This is a genomic window from Caulobacter sp. DWR1-3-2b1 (assembly GCF_049895765.1).
In the GTDB taxonomy this organism is placed as follows: domain Bacteria; phylum Pseudomonadota; class Alphaproteobacteria; order Caulobacterales; family Caulobacteraceae; genus Caulobacter.
Genome location: NZ_JAFCSZ010000028.1, coordinates 1 through 17,011, shown reverse-complemented (window position 1 = coordinate 17,011; position 17,011 = coordinate 1). Strand labels below are relative to the sequence as shown.

Here is a 17,011-nt window from a genome sequence, read left to right as displayed (position 1 = left end):
GGGAGTTGGCGCGGACGGGATTAAGCCGGTTGCCCTAAGCTTTGCGCCCTGGCCGTCATGACCTCGTTTGCTCCGTCTTCAGCCCTCGTCCTGAGGCGTAAAATCCGGCCTCGCCGACGCAAGTCGGTCAGCACGCTGCGGCTGGTGCTGCCCGCCGTGGCGCTGATCGTCGGCGGCTCCATCGCGACCCAGGCCGCCATCCGCGCCGCCCAGGCCAAGGCGGCTAGCGTGGTGGCTGGCGCGCCGTTGCGAATGGAGAACCCGCGCTTCACCGGCGCGATGAAGGACGGCCGCGAGTTCCTGATCGTCGCCACCGCCGCCGTTCGCGACAAGGCCAATCCCAACAGGATCGCGCTTGAAGCCCCGCAACTGACGCGTGGCTATGGCTCCGACAATCCTACCCAGGTCGTGGCCAGACTGGGCGACTACGACGAGGCCAAGGGCGCGCTGCTGCTGACCGGCGACGTACAGATCGAGAATGGCGATGGCTACGCTTTCAAGACCGAGAAGGCCGTGATCGACACCCGCACCGGCCAAGTGATGGGTGACGCTGGCGTTCAGGGTGGCGGGGCCGGCAATCAGGTCAGGGCCGACAGCTATTCGGTTTCCGACGAGGGCGACCGGGTGATCTTCAAGGGTCGGGTGCGCTCGCGCCTCAACCCCGGCAACTGATCTGGCCGGCGAGACTCTCATGAGCCTGGCCAAGACCGCCGCATCCCGGCCCAAGGTCTGTTTTCTCTACATCGCCCAGACGCATCAGATCCTGCACAGCCTGCCCATCGCCGTCGCGCTGGCCAGAGGCTGGCCCGGACTTGAGGTCGAGATCGCAGCCACCACCCAGGATCACCTCGACTATGCCCGCCAGTTGCTGGACGCCCTGGGCGGCGCGCCCATCGCCTCGCGCCTGCTGCCACCGGCCTGGCTGCGCGCCGTGCGCCTGAAAGAAGCCTCGACTCCGCCCAAGGCGCTGATGCTAGCCGCCAACGCCATGGCCCTGGGCAAGATGGACGCCATCGTCACGCCGGAACGCACCACCGCGATGTTGCGCAAGCTGGGCGTTCGCAAGCCGCTGCTGGTCTATACTCAGCATGGCGCGGGCGATCGCGGCGGGGTGTTCGAGCCCCGGCTTCGTCAGTTCGACCTGGTGATGGCCGCCGGCCCCAAACAGCGCCAACGCATGGTCGAGGGCGGCTGGGTGAAGCCCGAGAACTGCGCCATGGTCGGCTATCCCAAGTTCGACATAATCGACGCACTGCCCGGCTCGCCGCTGCCGGTCTTTCCCGACGCCAAGCCGATCGTCGTCTACAACCCGCACTTCCACGCCACCCTGGGCTCGTGGCCGCGCTTCGGCGTCAGGGTGCTGGAGCAGTTCGCCGCCGACGGCCGCTTCAACCTGATCTTCGCCCCGCACATCCGCCTGTTCGATGGCGCAAGCCAAGCCATGCTGGAGAGCGTCGCGCCGTTTCGCGACCATCCCCGCATCCATATCGACCTGGGCGGTCCTGCGGCTATCGACATGACCTATACTCGCGCCGCCGACATCTACCTGGGCGACGTCAGCAGCCAGATCTATGAGTTCCTGCGCACGCCCAAGCCCTGCCTGTTCCTCAATCCGGGCGATGTCTCTTGGCAGGGCGACGAGAGCTTCCACCATTGGCAATATGGACCGGTGCTGACCTCGATCGACGGCCTGACCGACGCCGTCGAGGCCGCGCGTGTGGGTCACGCCGACTATGTCACCATCCAGAAGACCGGTTTCGCGGAGAGCTTCGATCTGACGGCCACGCCTTCGTCGGAACGCGCCGCCCGGGCCATCGCCGAGCGCGTGCTCGCCAAGGCGCGCCAAGCCGCATGAGCGCCGAGCGACCCGTTCTTGCCCGCGTACTGGCCAATGCGGGGACCCTGCTCGGCGGTCGCACCGTCAACGCCGTCGTCAGCCTCGGCTATATCGCCCTGACCGCTAGAGGCCTGGGTCTGGCGCAGTTTGGGGTGCTGGCGCTGATCACCGCCTTCGCCCAGTTCCTCGGCGACGTGGTCAAGTTCCAGTCCTGGCAGACAGTATTGCAGTACGGCGCAGGACCCCTGCTCGAAAACAACAGGCCACGCTTCCAGCAGGTCGTGCGCCTTTCGCTCTTCCTCGATCTCACCAGCGGCCTGGTGGGCGTGACACTGGGCGTCGCCGGCGCCCTGCTGTTTGGCTCGGTGCTGGGATGGTCGCGCGATCTCGCCCCCGCCGCTGCGCTCTACGCCCTGACCATAGCGGTGATGACCTCGGCGACGTCAGTGGGCCTGCTGCGCCTGTTCGACAAGTTCCGTTATCTTGCGGCCGAGCAGGCGATCAGCTCGACCGTCCGCCTGATCGGTGCGGGCCTGGCCTTCGCCGCCCATGCGCCGCTGTGGGTGTTCCTGGCGGCCTGGGCCGCCGGTCCCGTGGCGTCGTTCCTCTATGTCGCGGCCGTCGCCTGGCGCGAAATGGGCCGGCGCAAGCTGCTGGACGGCTTCACCCTGGCCGGACCACTCGGCGAAGGCCTGCCGGGGGTGTGGAAGTTCGCTTGGGCGACCAATTTCAGCAGCAGCCTGGACGTGGCCTTCACCCACGTGATCACCCTGATGGTCGGCGCCATCCTGGGTCCGGCTCAGGCGGCGCTTTGGCGCATCGGCCGGCAGGTGGCAGACGGCATGGCCAAGCCGGCACGGCTCGTGATCCCGGCCCTCTATCCGGAACTGGCCAAGCTGCGCGCCACCGGAGGCGACGCGGCCATGCGCAAGCTGGCTGGCCAAATCGGGATGCTGGGCGGCGCGGTCGCAGGCGTCCTGTTGCTGGTCACCGCCGTGGCCGGAAAGCCCCTGCTCGTGCTGATCATGGGCGCGGCATACGCCCCGGCCGCCGGGATCATGACCTGGCAGGTCGCCGCCGCCGCGATTGGCATACTGGCCCTGCCGCTGGAGCCCATGCTGGTTTCCATGCGGGCGGCCGGCGCCGCGCTGCGCGTGCGCCTGGTCGTCTGCGCTGTTTTTGTCGCGGCGCTAGTCCCGGCGGTGAAGACGTTTGGCCTGTATGGCGCCGGCGGCGCTCTGGTGGGCGCGGCCCTGGCCATGGCCATCGGGATGTTTTTGACACTGCGCGTGCGACTTGCGAGATCCTCCGCGCTCGGTAACAACGAAGCCTCTTGCGCCGACGACGCAAACGACGCCAAAGGCGGCAGGTAATGATGATGACCCCGACTGGCGCCGCGCGAACCGTTCGTTTCGCAGATTTCCCCACCTTGACCGAGGCGCTCGATTTCGCCGCGACCGGTGACACGGGCGTAAACCTCTATTCGATGCGCGGCGAACTGGTCGAGGCCCTGCCCTATGCGCGTCTGCGCGAGCAGGCGATGGAGCTGGCCCAGCGCCTGCTGGCCGCCGGCGCCAAGCCGGGGGACAGTGTCGGCCTGATCGCCGAGACCGACGCCGACTTCGTCCGCGCCTTCTTTGCCTGTCAATATGCCGGCCTGCCGCCCGCGCCCCTGCCCCTGCCCGCGCCGCTGGGCGGCCGCGAGGCCTATATCGAACAGATCGCTCGCATGCTGACCTCAGCCAAGGCGTCGATCCTGATCGGCCCGACCTCGATGGCCGCGTGGCTGCCGGAGATCGCGGCCAGACAGCCGCTAAGCTTCGCTGGAACCCTGGCCGACCTGCCCGCCGCCAATGGCGCCGAGCTGCCGGTCATCGAGCCCGACCGCACCTGTTATCTGCAGTTCTCGTCGGGCAGCACGCGCTTCCCGACCGGCGTCGTGGTCACCCACAGCGCCCTGATGGCCAACGCCCAGGCGATCACGCGCGACGGCCTGAAGGTGCGCCCCCAAGACCGGGCGATCTCGTGGCTGCCGCTCTATCACGACATGGGCCTGATCGGCTTCCTGCTTTCGCCCATGACCAGCCAGATGACCGTGGACCTGCTGCCGACCGGCGCCTTCGTGCGCCGGCCGCTGATGTGGCTGGACCTGATCACCAGGAACGGCGGCACCATCAGCTACAGCCCCACCTTCGGCTACGAGCTTTGCGCCCGCCGGGCTGAAGCCGCCTCCATCGAACATCTGGACCTGTCGCGCTGGCGCAGCGCTGGCCTCGGCGGCGACATGATCCGCACCGGCCCGCTGCGCGCCTTCGCCGAGCGGTTCAAGACGGTGGGCTTCTCCGACAGCGCCTTCGTGGCGAGCTATGGAATGGCCGAGGCCACCCTCGCCCTGTCGATGTCGCCCCTGGGCGGGGGCCTGAAGGTCGAGACCCTGGACATCGAGCAGTTGGAACAGGGCCTGGCCGTGACCAGTACCGACGCCGGCCGTTCGCGCGACTTCGCTCGCAACGGCCCCGTCCTGCCGCATCACGAGCTGGAAGTTCGCGATGAAACCGGCGCAGCCTTGCCCGAGCGCGGGGTCGGCCGGATCTATGCCCGCGGCCCCAGCCTGATGCGGCAGTATTTCGAGCAACCCGAAGAGACCGCCCGCGTGCTGTCGGCCGACGGCTGGCTGGACACCGGCGACCTTGGCTATCTGATCGACGGCGAGATTGTCATCACCGGTCGCGGCAAGGACCTGATCATTCTCAACGGCCGCAATATCTGGCCGCAGGACCTGGAATGGACCGCCGAGGCGGAGATCGACTCCTTGCGCAGCGGTGACGTGGCCGCCTTCTCCACGCCCGGCGAGGGCGAAGAAGTCGTGGTCGTTCTGGTCCAGGCCCGCGGCGGCGACGCCGAGACCCGAAAGGCTCTGGCCGAGAATGTCGCCACCGTGCTGCGCCTGCGCCATAGCGTCGAGACCCAGGTGCATCTGGTCGGCGCCCACGCCCTGCCCCAGACCTCGTCGGGCAAGCTCAGCCGCTCCAAGGCCAAGGCCGCGTTCCTGGCCGGCGCCTACGCAGAGCGCGCCTGATCATGAGTCGAGGCGTCGTCGCGGTTACCGGCGCCACGGGATTCCTCGGCAGACATCTGGTGCGCGCGCTCGCCGCCGGCGGCTGGACCGTTCGCGTGCTGACCCGGCGCGACATCGTCGATCCGGTCTGGGCGGGGCTGGAGCCCCAGATGGTGATCGGCGGACTCTCGGATCAAGGCGCGCGGGAAAGGCTTTGCGCGGGGGCGACGGTCGTCGTTCACCTGGCGGGCCTGATCAAGGCCCGCTCCCGCGCCGATTTCGACCGCACCAATGTCGATGGCGCGCGCGATGTCGCCGTGGCGGCCAAGGCGGCGGGCGCCCGTTTGATCCATGTGTCCAGCCTGTCCGCGCGCGAGCCTTCGCTTTCGGACTATGCCGGCAGCAAACGCGGCGGCGAGGAGGCGGCCCGCGCGGCGTTTGGCGATGATCTGACCATTGTTCGCCCGCCGGCTATCTACGGCCCCGGCGATATGGAGACCCTGGGCCTGTTCCAGCTGGCTCAGATTTCCCCGCTCCTGCCCGTCCTGGATCCGAGGGCCCGCATCGCCATGGTGCACGTCGAGGACGCGACCGCGCGGATCGTCGAACTGGTCTGTCGCCCCACACCCGGCGTGTTCGCCCTGACGGACGAGCGGACGGCTGGCTACAGCTGGACCGAAGTGATGCTGGCCGCCGCACGCGCGGTGGGCAAAACGCCACATATCGCCCGGGCGCCATCGTGGATAATCGTTGTGCTGGCGCGACTGTCCGAGGGCGTATCACTCGCCAATGGGAAGATTTCGATTTTCACGTCTGGTAAAGCGCGCGAAATGCTCCATCTGGATTGGGGCGTCTCACACGAGGAAGTTCTTCCCGGAGCTATCGCTCCGCGATACGGGATCGACTCGGGATTCACCCACAGCGTGCAATGGTATCGCGCCGAGGGGTTTTTAGTTGCGGTTAGAGGACTATAGCAGCCAATTTTGACAGGAATCCGACAGTCGGGCTGTTACAATTCGGATCAGTAGGGTCCGCTATCGGCGGGTATCAGCGAGTCGGCATGAAAGTGGTTACGGATCTTACCTTGCGTGAAATCGGCCTGGCGGCGTCCTCGGTACTCGGGCGCACCGTGGAGGTTTCCGACGAAACACATATCGGCCGTGACCTTCAGGTCGATTCCCTGGCCTTGATGAACATCATCATGGAACTGGAAGACGCGTTCGACATCTCGATCCCGCTTGATCGTCTGGCCTCGGTCGAGACGGCGGGCGACTTGTCCAATCTGATTAAAGAACTTCGGAACAAGGGATAAAAATGGGGCTGTTCGATAAACACCTCGCCTACCGCGACGCCTATCAGGCGATCCGGGAAGCCGGGACCGATCCCTTTAACGTCCGAATCGACTCGGTAGTTTCGCCGACCGAGGGCGTTATCGATGGCCGTCCCACGATCCTGCTGGGCACCAATAATTACCTCGGCCTGACCTTCGACGCCGAGAGCATCGCCGCGTCGGTCAAGGCGGTGCAGGAGCGAGGCACCGGCACGACCGGCTCGCGAATCGCCAACGGCAGCTTCGAAGCGCACGTCGAACTCGAGGCCGCCCTGGCCAAGTTCTACAGGCGCAAGCACGCGATGGTGTTCACCACCGGCTACCAGGCCAATCTCGGCGTTCTGTCGACCCTGGTCGGTCGCGGCGACCATCTGATCCTGGACGCCGACAGCCACGCCAGCATCTATGACGGCTCGCGCCTCGGCCACGCCGAGGTCATCCGCTTCCGCCACAACGATCCTGAAGACCTCTACAAGCGCCTGCGCCGCATGAAGGATCTGCCAGGCGAGCGCCTGATCGTCGTAGAAGGCATCTATTCGATGATCGGCGACACCGCGCCCCTGAAGGAAATCGCCGCCGTGAAGCGCGAGCTTGGCGGCTATCTGCTGGTCGACGAAGCCCACTCGATGGGCGTGCTCGGCGAGAACGGCCGCGGCTTGGCCGAACAGGAAGGCGTCGAGGACGACGTCGATTTCGTGGTCGGCACCTTCTCCAAGAGCCTGGGCGCCATCGGGGGCTTCTGCGTGAGCAACGTCGACGATTTCGACGTGATGCGCGTCGTCTGCCGTCCGTACATGTTCACCGCTTCGCTGCCGCCCGCCGTGGTCAGCTCGACCCTGGTCGCCCTGAGGCGCCTGGAAGAAGCGCCGGAACTGCGCCATCGCCTGATGGCCAACGCCCGCCGCCTCTATGACGGCCTGACCGAACTTGGCTTCCAGACCGGCCCGACCGCCAGCCCCATCGTGGCGATCACCATGCCCAATCAGGAAAGCGCCATCGGCATGTGGAACGCCCTGCTGCAGAACGGGGTCTATCTGAACCTTGCCCTGCCGCCGGCCACGCCCGACAGCCGTCCGCTGTTGCGCACCAGCGTCAGCGCAGCCCACACCGACGAGCAGATCGAGAAGGTGCTGTCCGTGTTCGCCCAGGTCGGCGCCGCGATGGGTCTGATCGACAACCAGCGCCAGCGGGTTTCGGCCTGACGTTTAGCGGGCCGAGGCGCTCAAGCCTCGGCCTTGCGGGCCCTCTGGGCCCTCTGCATCCGCCATAATCGCCACAATACCCCCGGCGCGGCCAGCACTGGATGCCTCTCGCGCCATGGCGTCAGGGGCACAGCAAGACCCGTGTGCCGCTCGATCTTCCACGCCGCATAGCGCGCCGCGCCCTCGAAGGTGAAGGCCGCCTTGACCAGGCGCGCCATGTTCAGAGACTTGCCCAGCCGCCGCCGCACCCGCCAGGCCGTTGCGAACCGGGCTCGCGCCTCTTCGGTCAGATTGGGCTGCACGGATCCGGGCGTCAGAATGTCGAGCAGGCCCTGCTCGCGCCAGCAGGCGACCAGCAGGCGATCGTAGCGCGCGGCGTCGAATGCCAGGATCGACTGTTCGCGGCCGCCGCGCTCGACGCGAAACTCGGCCTTGTAGGTTTGCTGGAACAGAGCCGCCCAATAGGCTTCGGCCGGGCCTTCGCGGGGTCCCAGCGCCGCCGCGAACCGCGCGGCCGAATGGGCCGCCTCGGCAACGGCGGCGATGACGACCGGCTCGACCTCCGGGCCGGAAGACCACACCAGGGCGGAGGGCTGGACGAAGCGCGTCCAGATCGTGGTGTCGATCTCGCGGCCTCGCGCCGCCAGGGCGAACTGGGTCAGGGTCATCGATGCGACCTTGGCGCGCAGGGTTCGCCCCTCGTGCTCGGCCTCATGATAGCTGACGTCGGGCCAGAGCTTGCGGCCCATCACGCCTCGCCAGCCGCGCCGCGCCCGGGCGGTCAGGACGTAGAAGTCCATCACCCCCTCTAGATCGCCGGTCCGCAGGACCGACCCGTAGAACAGCACCGCCACAGGGTGCTCGAAGGTGGAAACCAGGGTTCTGGCGAAGGCGACGGCGTGCGGCGGCGCAGGAGCGCGCAGCTCGGCCTCGACCATCGCCGTCGCCAGGCTAGTCATGACGCGAGGAACCGCAGGGTCGAACCCAGGGCCACGGTCAGACCGCCAGCGGACTCGTAGACTTCGCCGTCCAGCACGAAAGCCTCGGCGGTCCGGACGCGCAGAACCCGCGCGTCGCCGCGTCTATAGCCCAGCCTCGGCAGCCAGGCGGCGTCGCCGCCGCTGAGCAGTGTCACCAGAGCCGCCAGCAGACGCCGGGGCGGCGCGTCGACATCGAGGATCTTCAGACCCTCGCGCGGCGGGCCGAAGGGTTTCAGCCCCAAGGGCAAACGCTTGAGCGTGGTGGCCATCAGCAGGAAGCGCGGCTGGTCGGTCGTCGGCTGGTCGTCGATGGACAGGCTCAGCGGAACGCCGGACCGCCAGTGATCACGTGCGCCGCCCATCAGGGCTCCCACCGCAGCGCCGGCCACGGTGAGGGCCACGGACAGGCCGTGGAAAGCGCCCATGCGATTGACGCTCTTGGACATCAGGGTGGCGCGCACGAAGGCGCCCAGGCCGAAAACAAAGCCCCGCATCGTCGGCCGGCCGTCGTCCCAGGCGACCTCCAATGGCGCGCGATGCTTGATCGTCGCCTTGGGCGAGCGGGCCGCGATCAAGGCCTCCTGCAGGGTCCAGCCCTGCTGCACGCCCAGATCGATGGCCAGCACGTTGGTCTTGCCCGAGGGGAGCAGGGCGATCAGTGGCGGCGTATCGCCAAAGGCGCGCGGCAGCAGGCTCAGCACGTCGCGGATGGTGCCGTCGCCGCCATCGATGACCAGCAGCTCGACGCCCCGCGCGGCGAAGGCCACCAGATCGACCTCAAGCGCTTCCCGCGTGGCGGGCCGGACCAGCATGACATCGTCAGGCGCCCACGAGTCGGCGCTGCGGCCCATATTGGCGTGGCTGCGCGGATTGTGGACGACGCCGACCTTCATCAGCGCGACAGCCAGGAGGTTACGCCGCCTTTGGGCGCAATCAGGCCCTGCAGGATCTGCACGCCGTGCACGACGAAACAGATGGCGGTCCAGGCCGCCACGAAGATGAAGCCGATGTCGGGACGGCCAACCAGCGTCGTAGCCGTCAGGAAGATCAGGTTGGGGTTTCGGCGCGCGGTGATCAGCCGGAAGAAGCTGTCAAACGGCCGCCAGGCATGCATCTCGACCTTGAACAGCGAGAGGAAGATCCCCTCCTCCACCCGCTGGGCCACATAGCCGCCGACCACGATGGCCAGCAGCAGGCCGCCGTGCGGCACGGTAAAGCCCAAGGCGCCCAAGCCGACGAACCAGGCCCACCACCAGAACGGCGGGTGGATCAGGTCGATGCCGTGGTCGAAGACATTGCCCCACTTGGACGAGGTCAGGGTTACCCGGGCCAGCTTGCCGTCGACGGTGTCGAGGAAGGTCATGATCCAGGCGCAGACCAGACCCCAGCCATACTGGCCGGTCCAGAACAGCCAGAAGGCGGCCAGCACCATCAGGAAGCTGGCGAAGGTCACCATGTTGGGCGTCAGCCCGGCCAAGGCGCACCAGCGGGTGACCACGCGGGCCGGCGCCGGCCAGACATATTTGGTCACCAGGTCGGTGACGCCCTTGTACGAGCCCATGAACAACCGCTTCTCGACCACATCGACGGTTTCGGGCGTCAGGCGCTCCAGCACCGGCGGCTCGCGCTTGCGCAGTTCGCTGTTATAGGCCGAGCCCAGCTCCATGGCCGTCAGGCGCGGAACGTCGGCGGCAACGACGGAGAGATCGGCGCCGGCGCTCGCCGGCAAGTTGGCGGCCACCACCCGGCCGGTCTCGTCGATCAGGGCCACGCCGGGTCGCCCGGCGAGGGCGCGGATCAGCGACTCGTCGAACACCCAGCCGGCGTCGATCACCACCACGTCGCCGTCGGTCGGCGCCGTTTCAGCCGTGACTTCGTTCAGGCCCACACGGCCATAGATCCGCGACAGGCGCTGGGCCGAGGTCATGCCCCAGATCCGGGCCGACGCCTTGCCGACCGTGATGGCGGCCCGTCTGGCGTCGCCGCCTTGATTACTTCCGCCGGTCAATGTGCGAGAACCCCTGAAAACCCGTAGCGCGTGATAAGCAGCGTCGTTTCGTTTATGGCCAAAAAGCGCGATTCTGCCTTGTCGATATTCCGCATCGCCCACCTTTCCGACCCGCATTTGCCGCCGCCTGCGGGCGCGTTCGGCTGGCGGGACCTCCCCTCAAAACGTTTGCTCAGCCGCATCGCCTGGCGGCGCAAGCACAAGGAGCACCAGCCCGATGTGCTGGCCGCCCTGGTCGCCGACATCAAGGCCTATGCGCCCGACCACATCGCCATCACCGGCGACCTGACCAACTTCGCCTCCACCGTCGAGGTCGAGGCCGCGCGGCAGTGGCTGAGCTGCCTTGGTCCTTCAGATAGGGTCACCTTGAGCCCGGGCAACCACGACGCCCTGGTCGGAGCAACCGGACCGGAACGATTCTTGGCCTGGGCGGCGTGGCTGGGCGACGACGGAGAGCCTGCGTTTCCCCGCCTGCGGGTTCGCGAGGGGGTGGCGATCATCAACCTGTGCTCGGCCATCCCCACCGCGCCGCATTTGGCGACCGGTCGGTTGGGCGAGTCGCAGTTGGCCCGGCTGGAGGCCCTGTTGGCCGACCCCGCCCATAGCGACCTCTTCCGCGTGGTCCTGATCCACCATCCGCCGATCCCGGGCGCGGTGTCGAAACGCAAGTCGCTGGACGACCAGGGCGCCCTGCGCGCGATCCTGGCGCGTCAGGGCGTCGATCTGGTGCTGCACGGCCACGCCCACGAGGGGCTGGTGGCGACCACGCCGGGTCCGAACGGCGCGGCGATCCCTGTGCTGGGCGTGCCCTCGGCCTCGGCCCTGGGGCGCGGCAAGCATCCGGCGGCGCGCTGGCACGCCATCGAGATCACGCACGAAGGCGCTGGCGCGGCGTCGGTTCGTGTCATCGCCCGTGGGCTGGATCCGGAAACGGGGCTGGCGACCGAACTGGGCCGCTACGTGCTGGTCTAGAGCCCTTTCCGACCTGATGGCTTCATCAGGGTCGGGCGAAAAGGGCTCTAAATCAAAAGTTTAGAGCATTTTTCGATCCGATAACCGTTTCACACTTATCGGGGAATGCTCTAGCGCTGATAGCGCATTTTCACTCGCAAGGCGTTCTCGCCCGACTTCACCGCGAAACGCGCGGCATCGAACGACGGCCGGCCAAACCGCGTCGGAGCGTCGTTGGAAAAGCCGAAGCCTTCGACGGGCATGCCCACGCGGTTGCGGTCGAAATCCTCGTTGGCGTTGGCGTCATGATAGACCGCCACCGCATAGACATCCGGCCCCGGCAGGTTGAAGCAGACCCGCGTCGCCGGGAGGATCGCCATGGCCCTCAGGCTAAGCAGCTTGCCGCGCGGGGCCAGGGAGCGGCGCGGGTCGGAGGGATAGAGGGTGACCACCACCTCGCCCGCGGTCGAGGAAAGCTGGGAAACCTGCACGGAAAGCGTGGTGGCGCTGCTCGGACCGGCGCCGTCGTCAGCTGCCGTCGCAGGCGAGGCCGCAACGATCAGCCCGGCCACGGCCGCGACAAACAGCGCTGATCACACTTCCATGAAAAAGGTCGGGTCCCTATTGTGAATCGGCGGCGCTCGACGCCACGAGGCGAGCCTGCACATGACCAATCCCACCGCCGTGAGCTTTGGCTACCCTGACACCAGGGTGGCTGAAACCGACTATTGGCTTGTTCTGGTTCGCCCCAAGCAGCCGACATTTGGGGCCTTGGTCCTGATATGCAAGGAAAAGGCCGAAGCGTTCTCTGAATTGAGTCCCGCCGCCTTCGCCGATTTGAAGGTCGCGGTCGACGGAATCGAGCGATTGCTGGGCAAGGTCGTGGCCTATGAGAAGATCAACTATCTGATGCTGATGATGGTCGACCGCGACGTGCACTTCCACGTCATTCCCCGATACGAAGGCGCGCGCGTCCACGAGGGCCGCACCTTCACCGACGCCGGCTGGCCGGCCGCCCCGGCCCTCGGCGTGACAGTGGATCTGGATTCGCCAGCCGCGGCTGTACTGGCGACCCTGCTGGCCAAGGACTGGTCGGCCGCGTGACCAACCTGCGTCTGATCGACCGCTACATGCTCAAGCTGGTGGCCTGGCCGATGGTCGGCTGCCTGGGGGTGACCGTCGTCGCCCTGCTGCTGGAGCGCATCCTGCGCCTGCTCGACGCCCTGTCGCAAAGCAGCGCCCGCTTTGGCTATGTCACCGAACTGGCCGCCAACCTGATGCCGCATTATCTGGGCCTGGCCCTGCCGGTGGCGTTCTTCGTGGCCCTGTTCATCGTCATCACCAAGTTGTCGGACGGCTCGGAGATCGACGCCCTGCTGGCCAGCGGCCAGTCGCTGAGCCGCATCGCCATTCCGTTCGTCTGCGTGGGCCTGTTTCTCAGCCTCTTCAGCGTGGCCCTGTTCGGCTACAGCCAGCCCTATAGCCGCTACGCCTATCGCTCGGTGATGCACGCCGCCGTCAACGCCGGCTGGAACGGACGCCTTTCGGGCGGCGCCTTCATCGACGAGGACAACCTGCTGATGACGGCCGACAGCGCCGATCCGGCCGGCCAAAGCCTGACCCGCGTCTTCATCCGCCGTCTCGACGACAAGGGCCGCGAGGAAGTCATCACCGCGCAGACCGCCACGCTCAGCGCCAGCCCGACGGGCGACAAGGTCATCCTGCTGCTGCGCCGCGGCCAACGCATCGGCCTGGACGCCGCCGGCGGCTATCGCACCCTGGTCTTCGACCAGTTCACCACCGAAATGCCGCTGGCCGGCGCGGCCACCCTCCTGCGGGCGCGTGGCGGCGACGAGCGCGAATTGACCCTGAACGAGCTGGCGCGTCAGGCAGCGTCGGGCAAGTCGACACTGCCGCAATCGACCCTGCTGGCCGAGTTCTATGGTCGTCTTGCTAGGGCGGCCTTCCTGCCCTTCCTGCCGCTATTGGCCTTTCCGCTGGGTCTGGCGGCCAAGCGGGGCAACCGCACACCCGGCCTGATCGTCGCTGGCGTACTGCTGTTGGCGTTCCAGCATTCACTGCTGCTGGGCCAGAGCCTGGCCGAAGCCGGCAAGGCCAATCCCATAATGGCGATCTGGGGACCCTTCCTGATCTTCACCAGCTTCAGTGTCTGGATGTTCATGGGCAGCCGCAAACGGCCCGGCGATACGCCGATCAGCCGCGTGGTCCGACAGATCGGCGAAACCCTGGACCGCGCCGTCCGCATGGTCGTTCCCCGCCGGCAGGCCGCGTCATGAGACTGCAACGCTACGTCCTGAGCGTTACGGGGACCCGCATCCTCGGCGCGGCTGCTGTCCTGCTCGGCATACTGCAGGTCCTGGACCTGCTGGAAGTGACCACAGACATCCTCGACCGGGGCCTGGGCATGGGCGGGGTGTTCTATTACGCCGCCCTGCGCACCCCGCGTCTGATCGAGCAGGTCGCGCCGATCAGCGTGCTGGCCGGCGGCCTGTTCGCCTTCTCGCAACTGGCCCGCGAGAGCGCGATCATCGCCATGCGCGCGGCGGGAATCTCGGCCTATCGCATCGTGGCCATGGCCGCCCCGGCGGCGGTGGCGATGATGCTGCTGGACTTCACCTGCGCCCAGCTGATCGCGCCGCGCACCGATCCGATCCTCGACGCCTGGTGGAAGGCCCACACGCCGGCCGCCGACCGCAAGGAGACTGGCCCCGTCAGCTTCCGGGTGGGCGACGACCTGGTGGTCGCCGCCAACAGCACCGCCGACGGCCGCACCTTGAACGCCGTGAAGATCTATCGCCGCGACAAAAGCGGCCGGATGGTCGAACGGGTCGAGGCCCCCTCCGCGATCTACGCAGCCAAGGGCTGGAGCCTCTCCAGAGCTGTGACCACCCGCTTTGCCGGCGAACGTGTCGATACCATCACGACCACTCAGATGAGCTGGGCCTCGGCCCTGCGGCCCGTCGACGTCCAGGCCCTGTTCTCCGACAATCCCGCGCCGTCGGCCGACTCTGCCAAGCGCGCCCTGCTGAACGGTGGCACCGACCGGCCGCCCAGCTACTACGAGACCCGCCTGCTGGGCGCCTATGCCGGTCCGTTCGGAGCGCTGATCATGCTGCTTTTGAGCGCCCCCGTGGCCCTGGCCAACTTCCGTAGCCGTCAGGGCGCGGTCCTGCTGACGGTTGGCCTCGCGGCCGGCCTTGTGTTCCTCGTTGTCGACGGACTGCTCTCGGCTCTGGGCGAGAGCGGCGCGGTCTCGCCGATATTGGCTGTCTGGGGCGCTCCGGTGATCTTCGGCGCCCTGGCGATCAACGCCCTGGTCAATCTGGAGGGCTGATGCCGTTCGATTCGCACGACGCCGACCTTCGGGTCATTCAGGTCCGTACGCCGGAGGAGCTTCAGCGCTTCATCAGGCTACCCGCGCGCCTTAACGCCAGCGATCCCAACTGGATCACGCCGCTGATGATGGAGCGGTCCGAAGCGCTGTCGCCCAAGACCAACCCGTTCTTCGAGCATGCCGAGGTTCAGCTGTTCCTGGCCGTGCGCGACGGTCGCGACGTGGGCCGGATCAGCGCCCAGATCGACGCTCTCGCCCCGCAGGCAGAGGGCCAGAAGACGGGCAATTTCGGACTGATCGCCGCCGAGGACGATCACATGGTGTTCAAGGTGCTGTTTCGCGCCGCCGAGGACTGGCTGCGCGACCGGGCCTGCACCAGGGCGCTGGGGCCGTTCAACCTGTCGATCAACGAGGAGGTCGGCCTGCTGGTCAACGGCTTCGACACGCCGCCGATGGTGATGATGGGCCACGATCCGGCCTATACGGGAGCACGGGTCGAGGATCAGGGCTACGTCAAGGCCAAGGACCTCTACGCCTATCTGTGCGACCCGACCGCTGACCTGCCGGCCGTGGTGGTGCGTCGGGTCAGGCGCGGCCTGCCCGATGGCGTGGTGCTGCGCGAACTGGACATGAGCCGCTATGATGAGGAAGTTGTCTCCCTCACCGAAATCCTCAACGACGCCTGGGCTGGCAATTGGGGCTTCGTGCCCACCACCGAGGCCGAGACCCGTCAGTTGGCCAAGGCCCTCAAGCCGGTCATCGAGAAGAAGATGACCCTGTTCGCCGAGATCGACGGCGAGCCTGCGGGCTTCATCGTGCTGCTGCCCAACGTCAATGAGGCGATCCGCGACCTTGGCGGCAAGCTCTTGCCATTTGGCTGGGCCAAGCTGCTGTGGCGGCTGAAGGTCAAGGGCGTGAAGTCGGCGCGGGTGCCGCTGATGGGCGTGAAGCGCAAGTTCGCCGACACCATGCGCGGCCAGCTGCTGCCCTTCCACCTGATGAACGCCGGCCGCGACGCCTCTCTGGCGCTGGGCTACACGAAGTTCGAATTTTCGTGGGTGCTGGAAGAGAACATGCCGATGCGGCGCATCTCCGAGGCCATGGGCGCGACCATCTACAAGACCTATCGCATCTACGAGAAAACGCTTTGAGCGCCATGAGCGGGAGCTTCCAGGCCCTGGTCCTCGCGGGATCGCGCGGAGGCGTCGATCCTGTCGCCGACTATGCCGGCGTCAGCCACAAGGGCCTGATTGTCCTCGGCGGCGAGACCCTGCTGACCCGCGTGCTGCGCGCCCTCGACCAGGCCGGCGCAACGCGGATCGGGGTTTCGACCTCGGATATCGCCGTGGTCTCGGCCCTTGAGAGTGTGGCCAAGGCCTCTCCCCTGCCCGCCGCCGGTGGTCCCAGCCAGTCGGTGCAGGACGGCGCGAGCATCATGGGAACGCCGCTGCTGGTCACCACGGTGGATCACGCCCTGCTGCAGCCGGAATGGATCACCGAGTTCCTGGCCAAGGCCCCGACCGACTGCGACTTCGCCGTACTGCTGGCTCCCGAAGCCGTGGTCCGCGCCGCTGCGCCGGAGACCAAGCGGACCTATTGGCGGTTCAAGGACGGCGGCTATTCGGGCTGCAATCTCTTTCTGCTGCGTAACGAGACCGCCCTGAACGCCGTGGACTTCTGGCGCAAGGCCGAGAGCCTGCGCAAGCAGCCCTGGCGCATCGCCGCGATGCTGGGTCCGCTGATGCTGGTGCGGTTCGCGCTGGGGTGGATGACCCTGGACGAGACGCTGGAGCGGCTGGGCCGCGCGGCGGGAGTCAAGGCGGCGGCGGTGCGGTCATCGTATGGGCTGGCGGCGGTCGATGTCGACAAGCCGGCGGATCTGGATCTGGTTCGGACGATCGTGGAGCGCTGATGGACGATCTCAACGAACACTGGGACGCCCTAAATGGCGGTTACAGGCAACGGTACGATCCGAGAAACGCCTTCAAAGCCATCGAGGCCAATGACGAAGCCGAATCTGCTTGGGCAGAGCTTTGGGAAGAACTCCTCCACTAAGGCGATGTGGGTGAAGCGTCATATGCAGCCATAGCGCGGTTTGGAGAATGGGCAGCAAAGGGCGAAGCCCTTATACCAAAAGCCCCTAGCTCTGGCTCCGCCAGGATTCCCTGACGGGCCGAACAGTGATTCACTCTCGTGGTTGCAAGGGAGATTGTGGATGTCTGCCATCAAGCTTCGAGTCGATTATGACGCCGCGCGGACCCGTCGGCTGGCGGCGCGGGCCAAGGATCCA

18 protein-coding genes are annotated in these 17,011 nt (G+C 67.0%); 14 read left to right on the top strand and 4 right to left on the bottom strand.

Going from position 1 to position 17,011, the window contains the following annotated elements:
• Window positions 1–57 precede the first annotated feature (57 nt).
• From lptC to spt, 7 genes are all read left to right on the top strand, one after another.
• Window positions 58–672 (top strand): LPS export ABC transporter periplasmic protein LptC, encoded by a 615-nt coding sequence (gene lptC / locus ACP69S_RS18480; protein ID WP_425999738.1) that lies wholly within the window; start codon window positions 58–60, stop codon window positions 670–672.
• 19 nt (window positions 673–691) lie between these two features.
• Window positions 692–1,855 carry a glycerophosphotransferase gene (locus ACP69S_RS18475; protein ID WP_425999736.1) on the top strand — a complete coding sequence of 388 codons (1,164 nt, stop codon included), beginning with the start codon at window positions 692–694 and terminating at the stop codon, window positions 1,853–1,855.
• Window positions 1,852–3,210 (top strand): lipopolysaccharide biosynthesis protein, encoded by a 1,359-nt coding sequence (locus tag ACP69S_RS18470; protein WP_425999734.1) that lies wholly within the window; start codon window positions 1,852–1,854, stop codon window positions 3,208–3,210. The genes ACP69S_RS18475 and ACP69S_RS18470 overlap by 4 nt, the downstream gene beginning before the upstream one ends.
• A gap of 2 nt (window positions 3,211–3,212) precedes the next feature.
• On the top strand, window positions 3,213–4,916 hold the full coding sequence (locus tag ACP69S_RS18465) for a fatty acyl-AMP ligase (RefSeq protein ID WP_425999790.1): 1,704 nt from the start codon (window positions 3,213–3,215) through the stop codon (window positions 4,914–4,916).
• Window positions 4,917–4,918: 2 nt separating this feature from the next.
• Window positions 4,919–5,869 (top strand): NAD-dependent epimerase/dehydratase family protein, encoded by a 951-nt coding sequence (locus tag ACP69S_RS18460; RefSeq protein ID WP_425999732.1) that lies wholly within the window; start codon window positions 4,919–4,921, stop codon window positions 5,867–5,869.
• Window positions 5,870–5,955: 86 nt separating this feature from the next.
• Complete coding sequence (locus ACP69S_RS18455) at window positions 5,956–6,207, top strand: acyl carrier protein (RefSeq protein WP_425999730.1); 252 nt, start codon at window positions 5,956–5,958, stop codon at window positions 6,205–6,207.
• A gap of 2 nt (window positions 6,208–6,209) precedes the next feature.
• Entirely contained in the window at window positions 6,210–7,427 is a 1,218-nt protein-coding gene (spt, locus tag ACP69S_RS18450; protein ID WP_425999728.1) for a serine palmitoyltransferase, read from the top strand.
• 20 nt (window positions 7,428–7,447) lie between these two features.
• Here spt and ACP69S_RS18445 read toward each other — a convergent pair whose 3' ends face one another.
• The 3 genes from ACP69S_RS18445 to ACP69S_RS18435 are packed head-to-tail and all read right to left on the bottom strand — an operon-like array spanning window position 7,448 to window position 10,334.
• On the bottom strand, window positions 7,448–8,386 hold the full coding sequence (locus ACP69S_RS18445; protein ID WP_425999726.1) for a hypothetical protein: 939 nt from the start codon (window positions 8,384–8,386) through the stop codon (window positions 7,448–7,450).
• Window positions 8,383–9,300, bottom strand: coding sequence for a diacylglycerol/lipid kinase family protein (locus ACP69S_RS18440; protein ID WP_425999725.1), 918 nt, complete (start codon window positions 9,298–9,300; stop codon window positions 8,383–8,385). Before ACP69S_RS18440 ends, ACP69S_RS18445 begins: the two co-directional genes overlap by 4 nt.
• Complete coding sequence (locus ACP69S_RS18435; protein ID WP_425999788.1) at window positions 9,300–10,334, bottom strand: CDP-alcohol phosphatidyltransferase family protein; 1,035 nt, start codon at window positions 10,332–10,334, stop codon at window positions 9,300–9,302. Before ACP69S_RS18435 ends, ACP69S_RS18440 begins: the two co-directional genes overlap by 1 nt.
• 159 nt (window positions 10,335–10,493) lie before the next feature.
• Here ACP69S_RS18435 and ACP69S_RS18430 point away from each other — a divergent pair, with 159 nt between their 5' ends.
• Window positions 10,494–11,387 carry a metallophosphoesterase family protein gene (locus ACP69S_RS18430; RefSeq protein WP_425999723.1) on the top strand — a complete coding sequence of 298 codons (894 nt, stop codon included), beginning with the start codon at window positions 10,494–10,496 and terminating at the stop codon, window positions 11,385–11,387.
• 110 nt (window positions 11,388–11,497) lie between these two features.
• Here ACP69S_RS18430 and ACP69S_RS18425 read toward each other — a convergent pair whose 3' ends face one another.
• Window positions 11,498–11,938, bottom strand: coding sequence for a DUF2141 domain-containing protein (locus ACP69S_RS18425; RefSeq protein ID WP_425999721.1), 441 nt, complete (start codon window positions 11,936–11,938; stop codon window positions 11,498–11,500).
• Between the two features lie 94 nt (window positions 11,939–12,032).
• Between ACP69S_RS18425 and ACP69S_RS18420 the strand changes: the two genes are divergently transcribed.
• From ACP69S_RS18420 to ACP69S_RS18395, 6 genes are read left to right on the top strand one after another with little or no spacing between them, the layout of a single operon-like run.
• Window positions 12,033–12,470 carry an HIT family protein gene (locus tag ACP69S_RS18420; RefSeq protein WP_425999719.1) on the top strand — a complete coding sequence of 146 codons (438 nt, stop codon included), beginning with the start codon at window positions 12,033–12,035 and terminating at the stop codon, window positions 12,468–12,470.
• A gap of 26 nt (window positions 12,471–12,496) precedes the next feature.
• Window positions 12,497–13,663 carry an LptF/LptG family permease gene (locus ACP69S_RS18415; protein ID WP_425999786.1) on the top strand — a complete coding sequence of 389 codons (1,167 nt, stop codon included), beginning with the start codon at window positions 12,497–12,499 and terminating at the stop codon, window positions 13,661–13,663.
• Window positions 13,660–14,721 carry an LptF/LptG family permease gene (locus tag ACP69S_RS18410; protein ID WP_425999718.1) on the top strand — a complete coding sequence of 354 codons (1,062 nt, stop codon included), beginning with the start codon at window positions 13,660–13,662 and terminating at the stop codon, window positions 14,719–14,721. The genes ACP69S_RS18415 and ACP69S_RS18410 overlap by 4 nt, the downstream gene beginning before the upstream one ends.
• On the top strand, window positions 14,721–15,872 hold the full coding sequence (locus ACP69S_RS18405; RefSeq protein ID WP_425999716.1) for a dATP pyrophosphohydrolase: 1,152 nt from the start codon (window positions 14,721–14,723) through the stop codon (window positions 15,870–15,872). The genes ACP69S_RS18410 and ACP69S_RS18405 overlap by 1 nt, the downstream gene beginning before the upstream one ends.
• A 5-nt stretch (window positions 15,873–15,877) precedes the next feature.
• Window positions 15,878–16,633, top strand: a complete 756-nt coding sequence (locus ACP69S_RS18400; protein ID WP_425999714.1) for a nucleotidyltransferase family protein — start codon at window positions 15,878–15,880, stop codon at window positions 16,631–16,633.
• Window positions 16,633–16,776: a hypothetical protein gene (locus ACP69S_RS18395; RefSeq protein WP_425999712.1), complete on the top strand. Its 144-nt coding sequence runs from the start codon at window positions 16,633–16,635 to the stop codon at window positions 16,774–16,776. Before ACP69S_RS18400 ends, ACP69S_RS18395 begins: the two co-directional genes overlap by 1 nt.
• Window positions 16,777–17,011 lie beyond the last annotated feature (235 nt).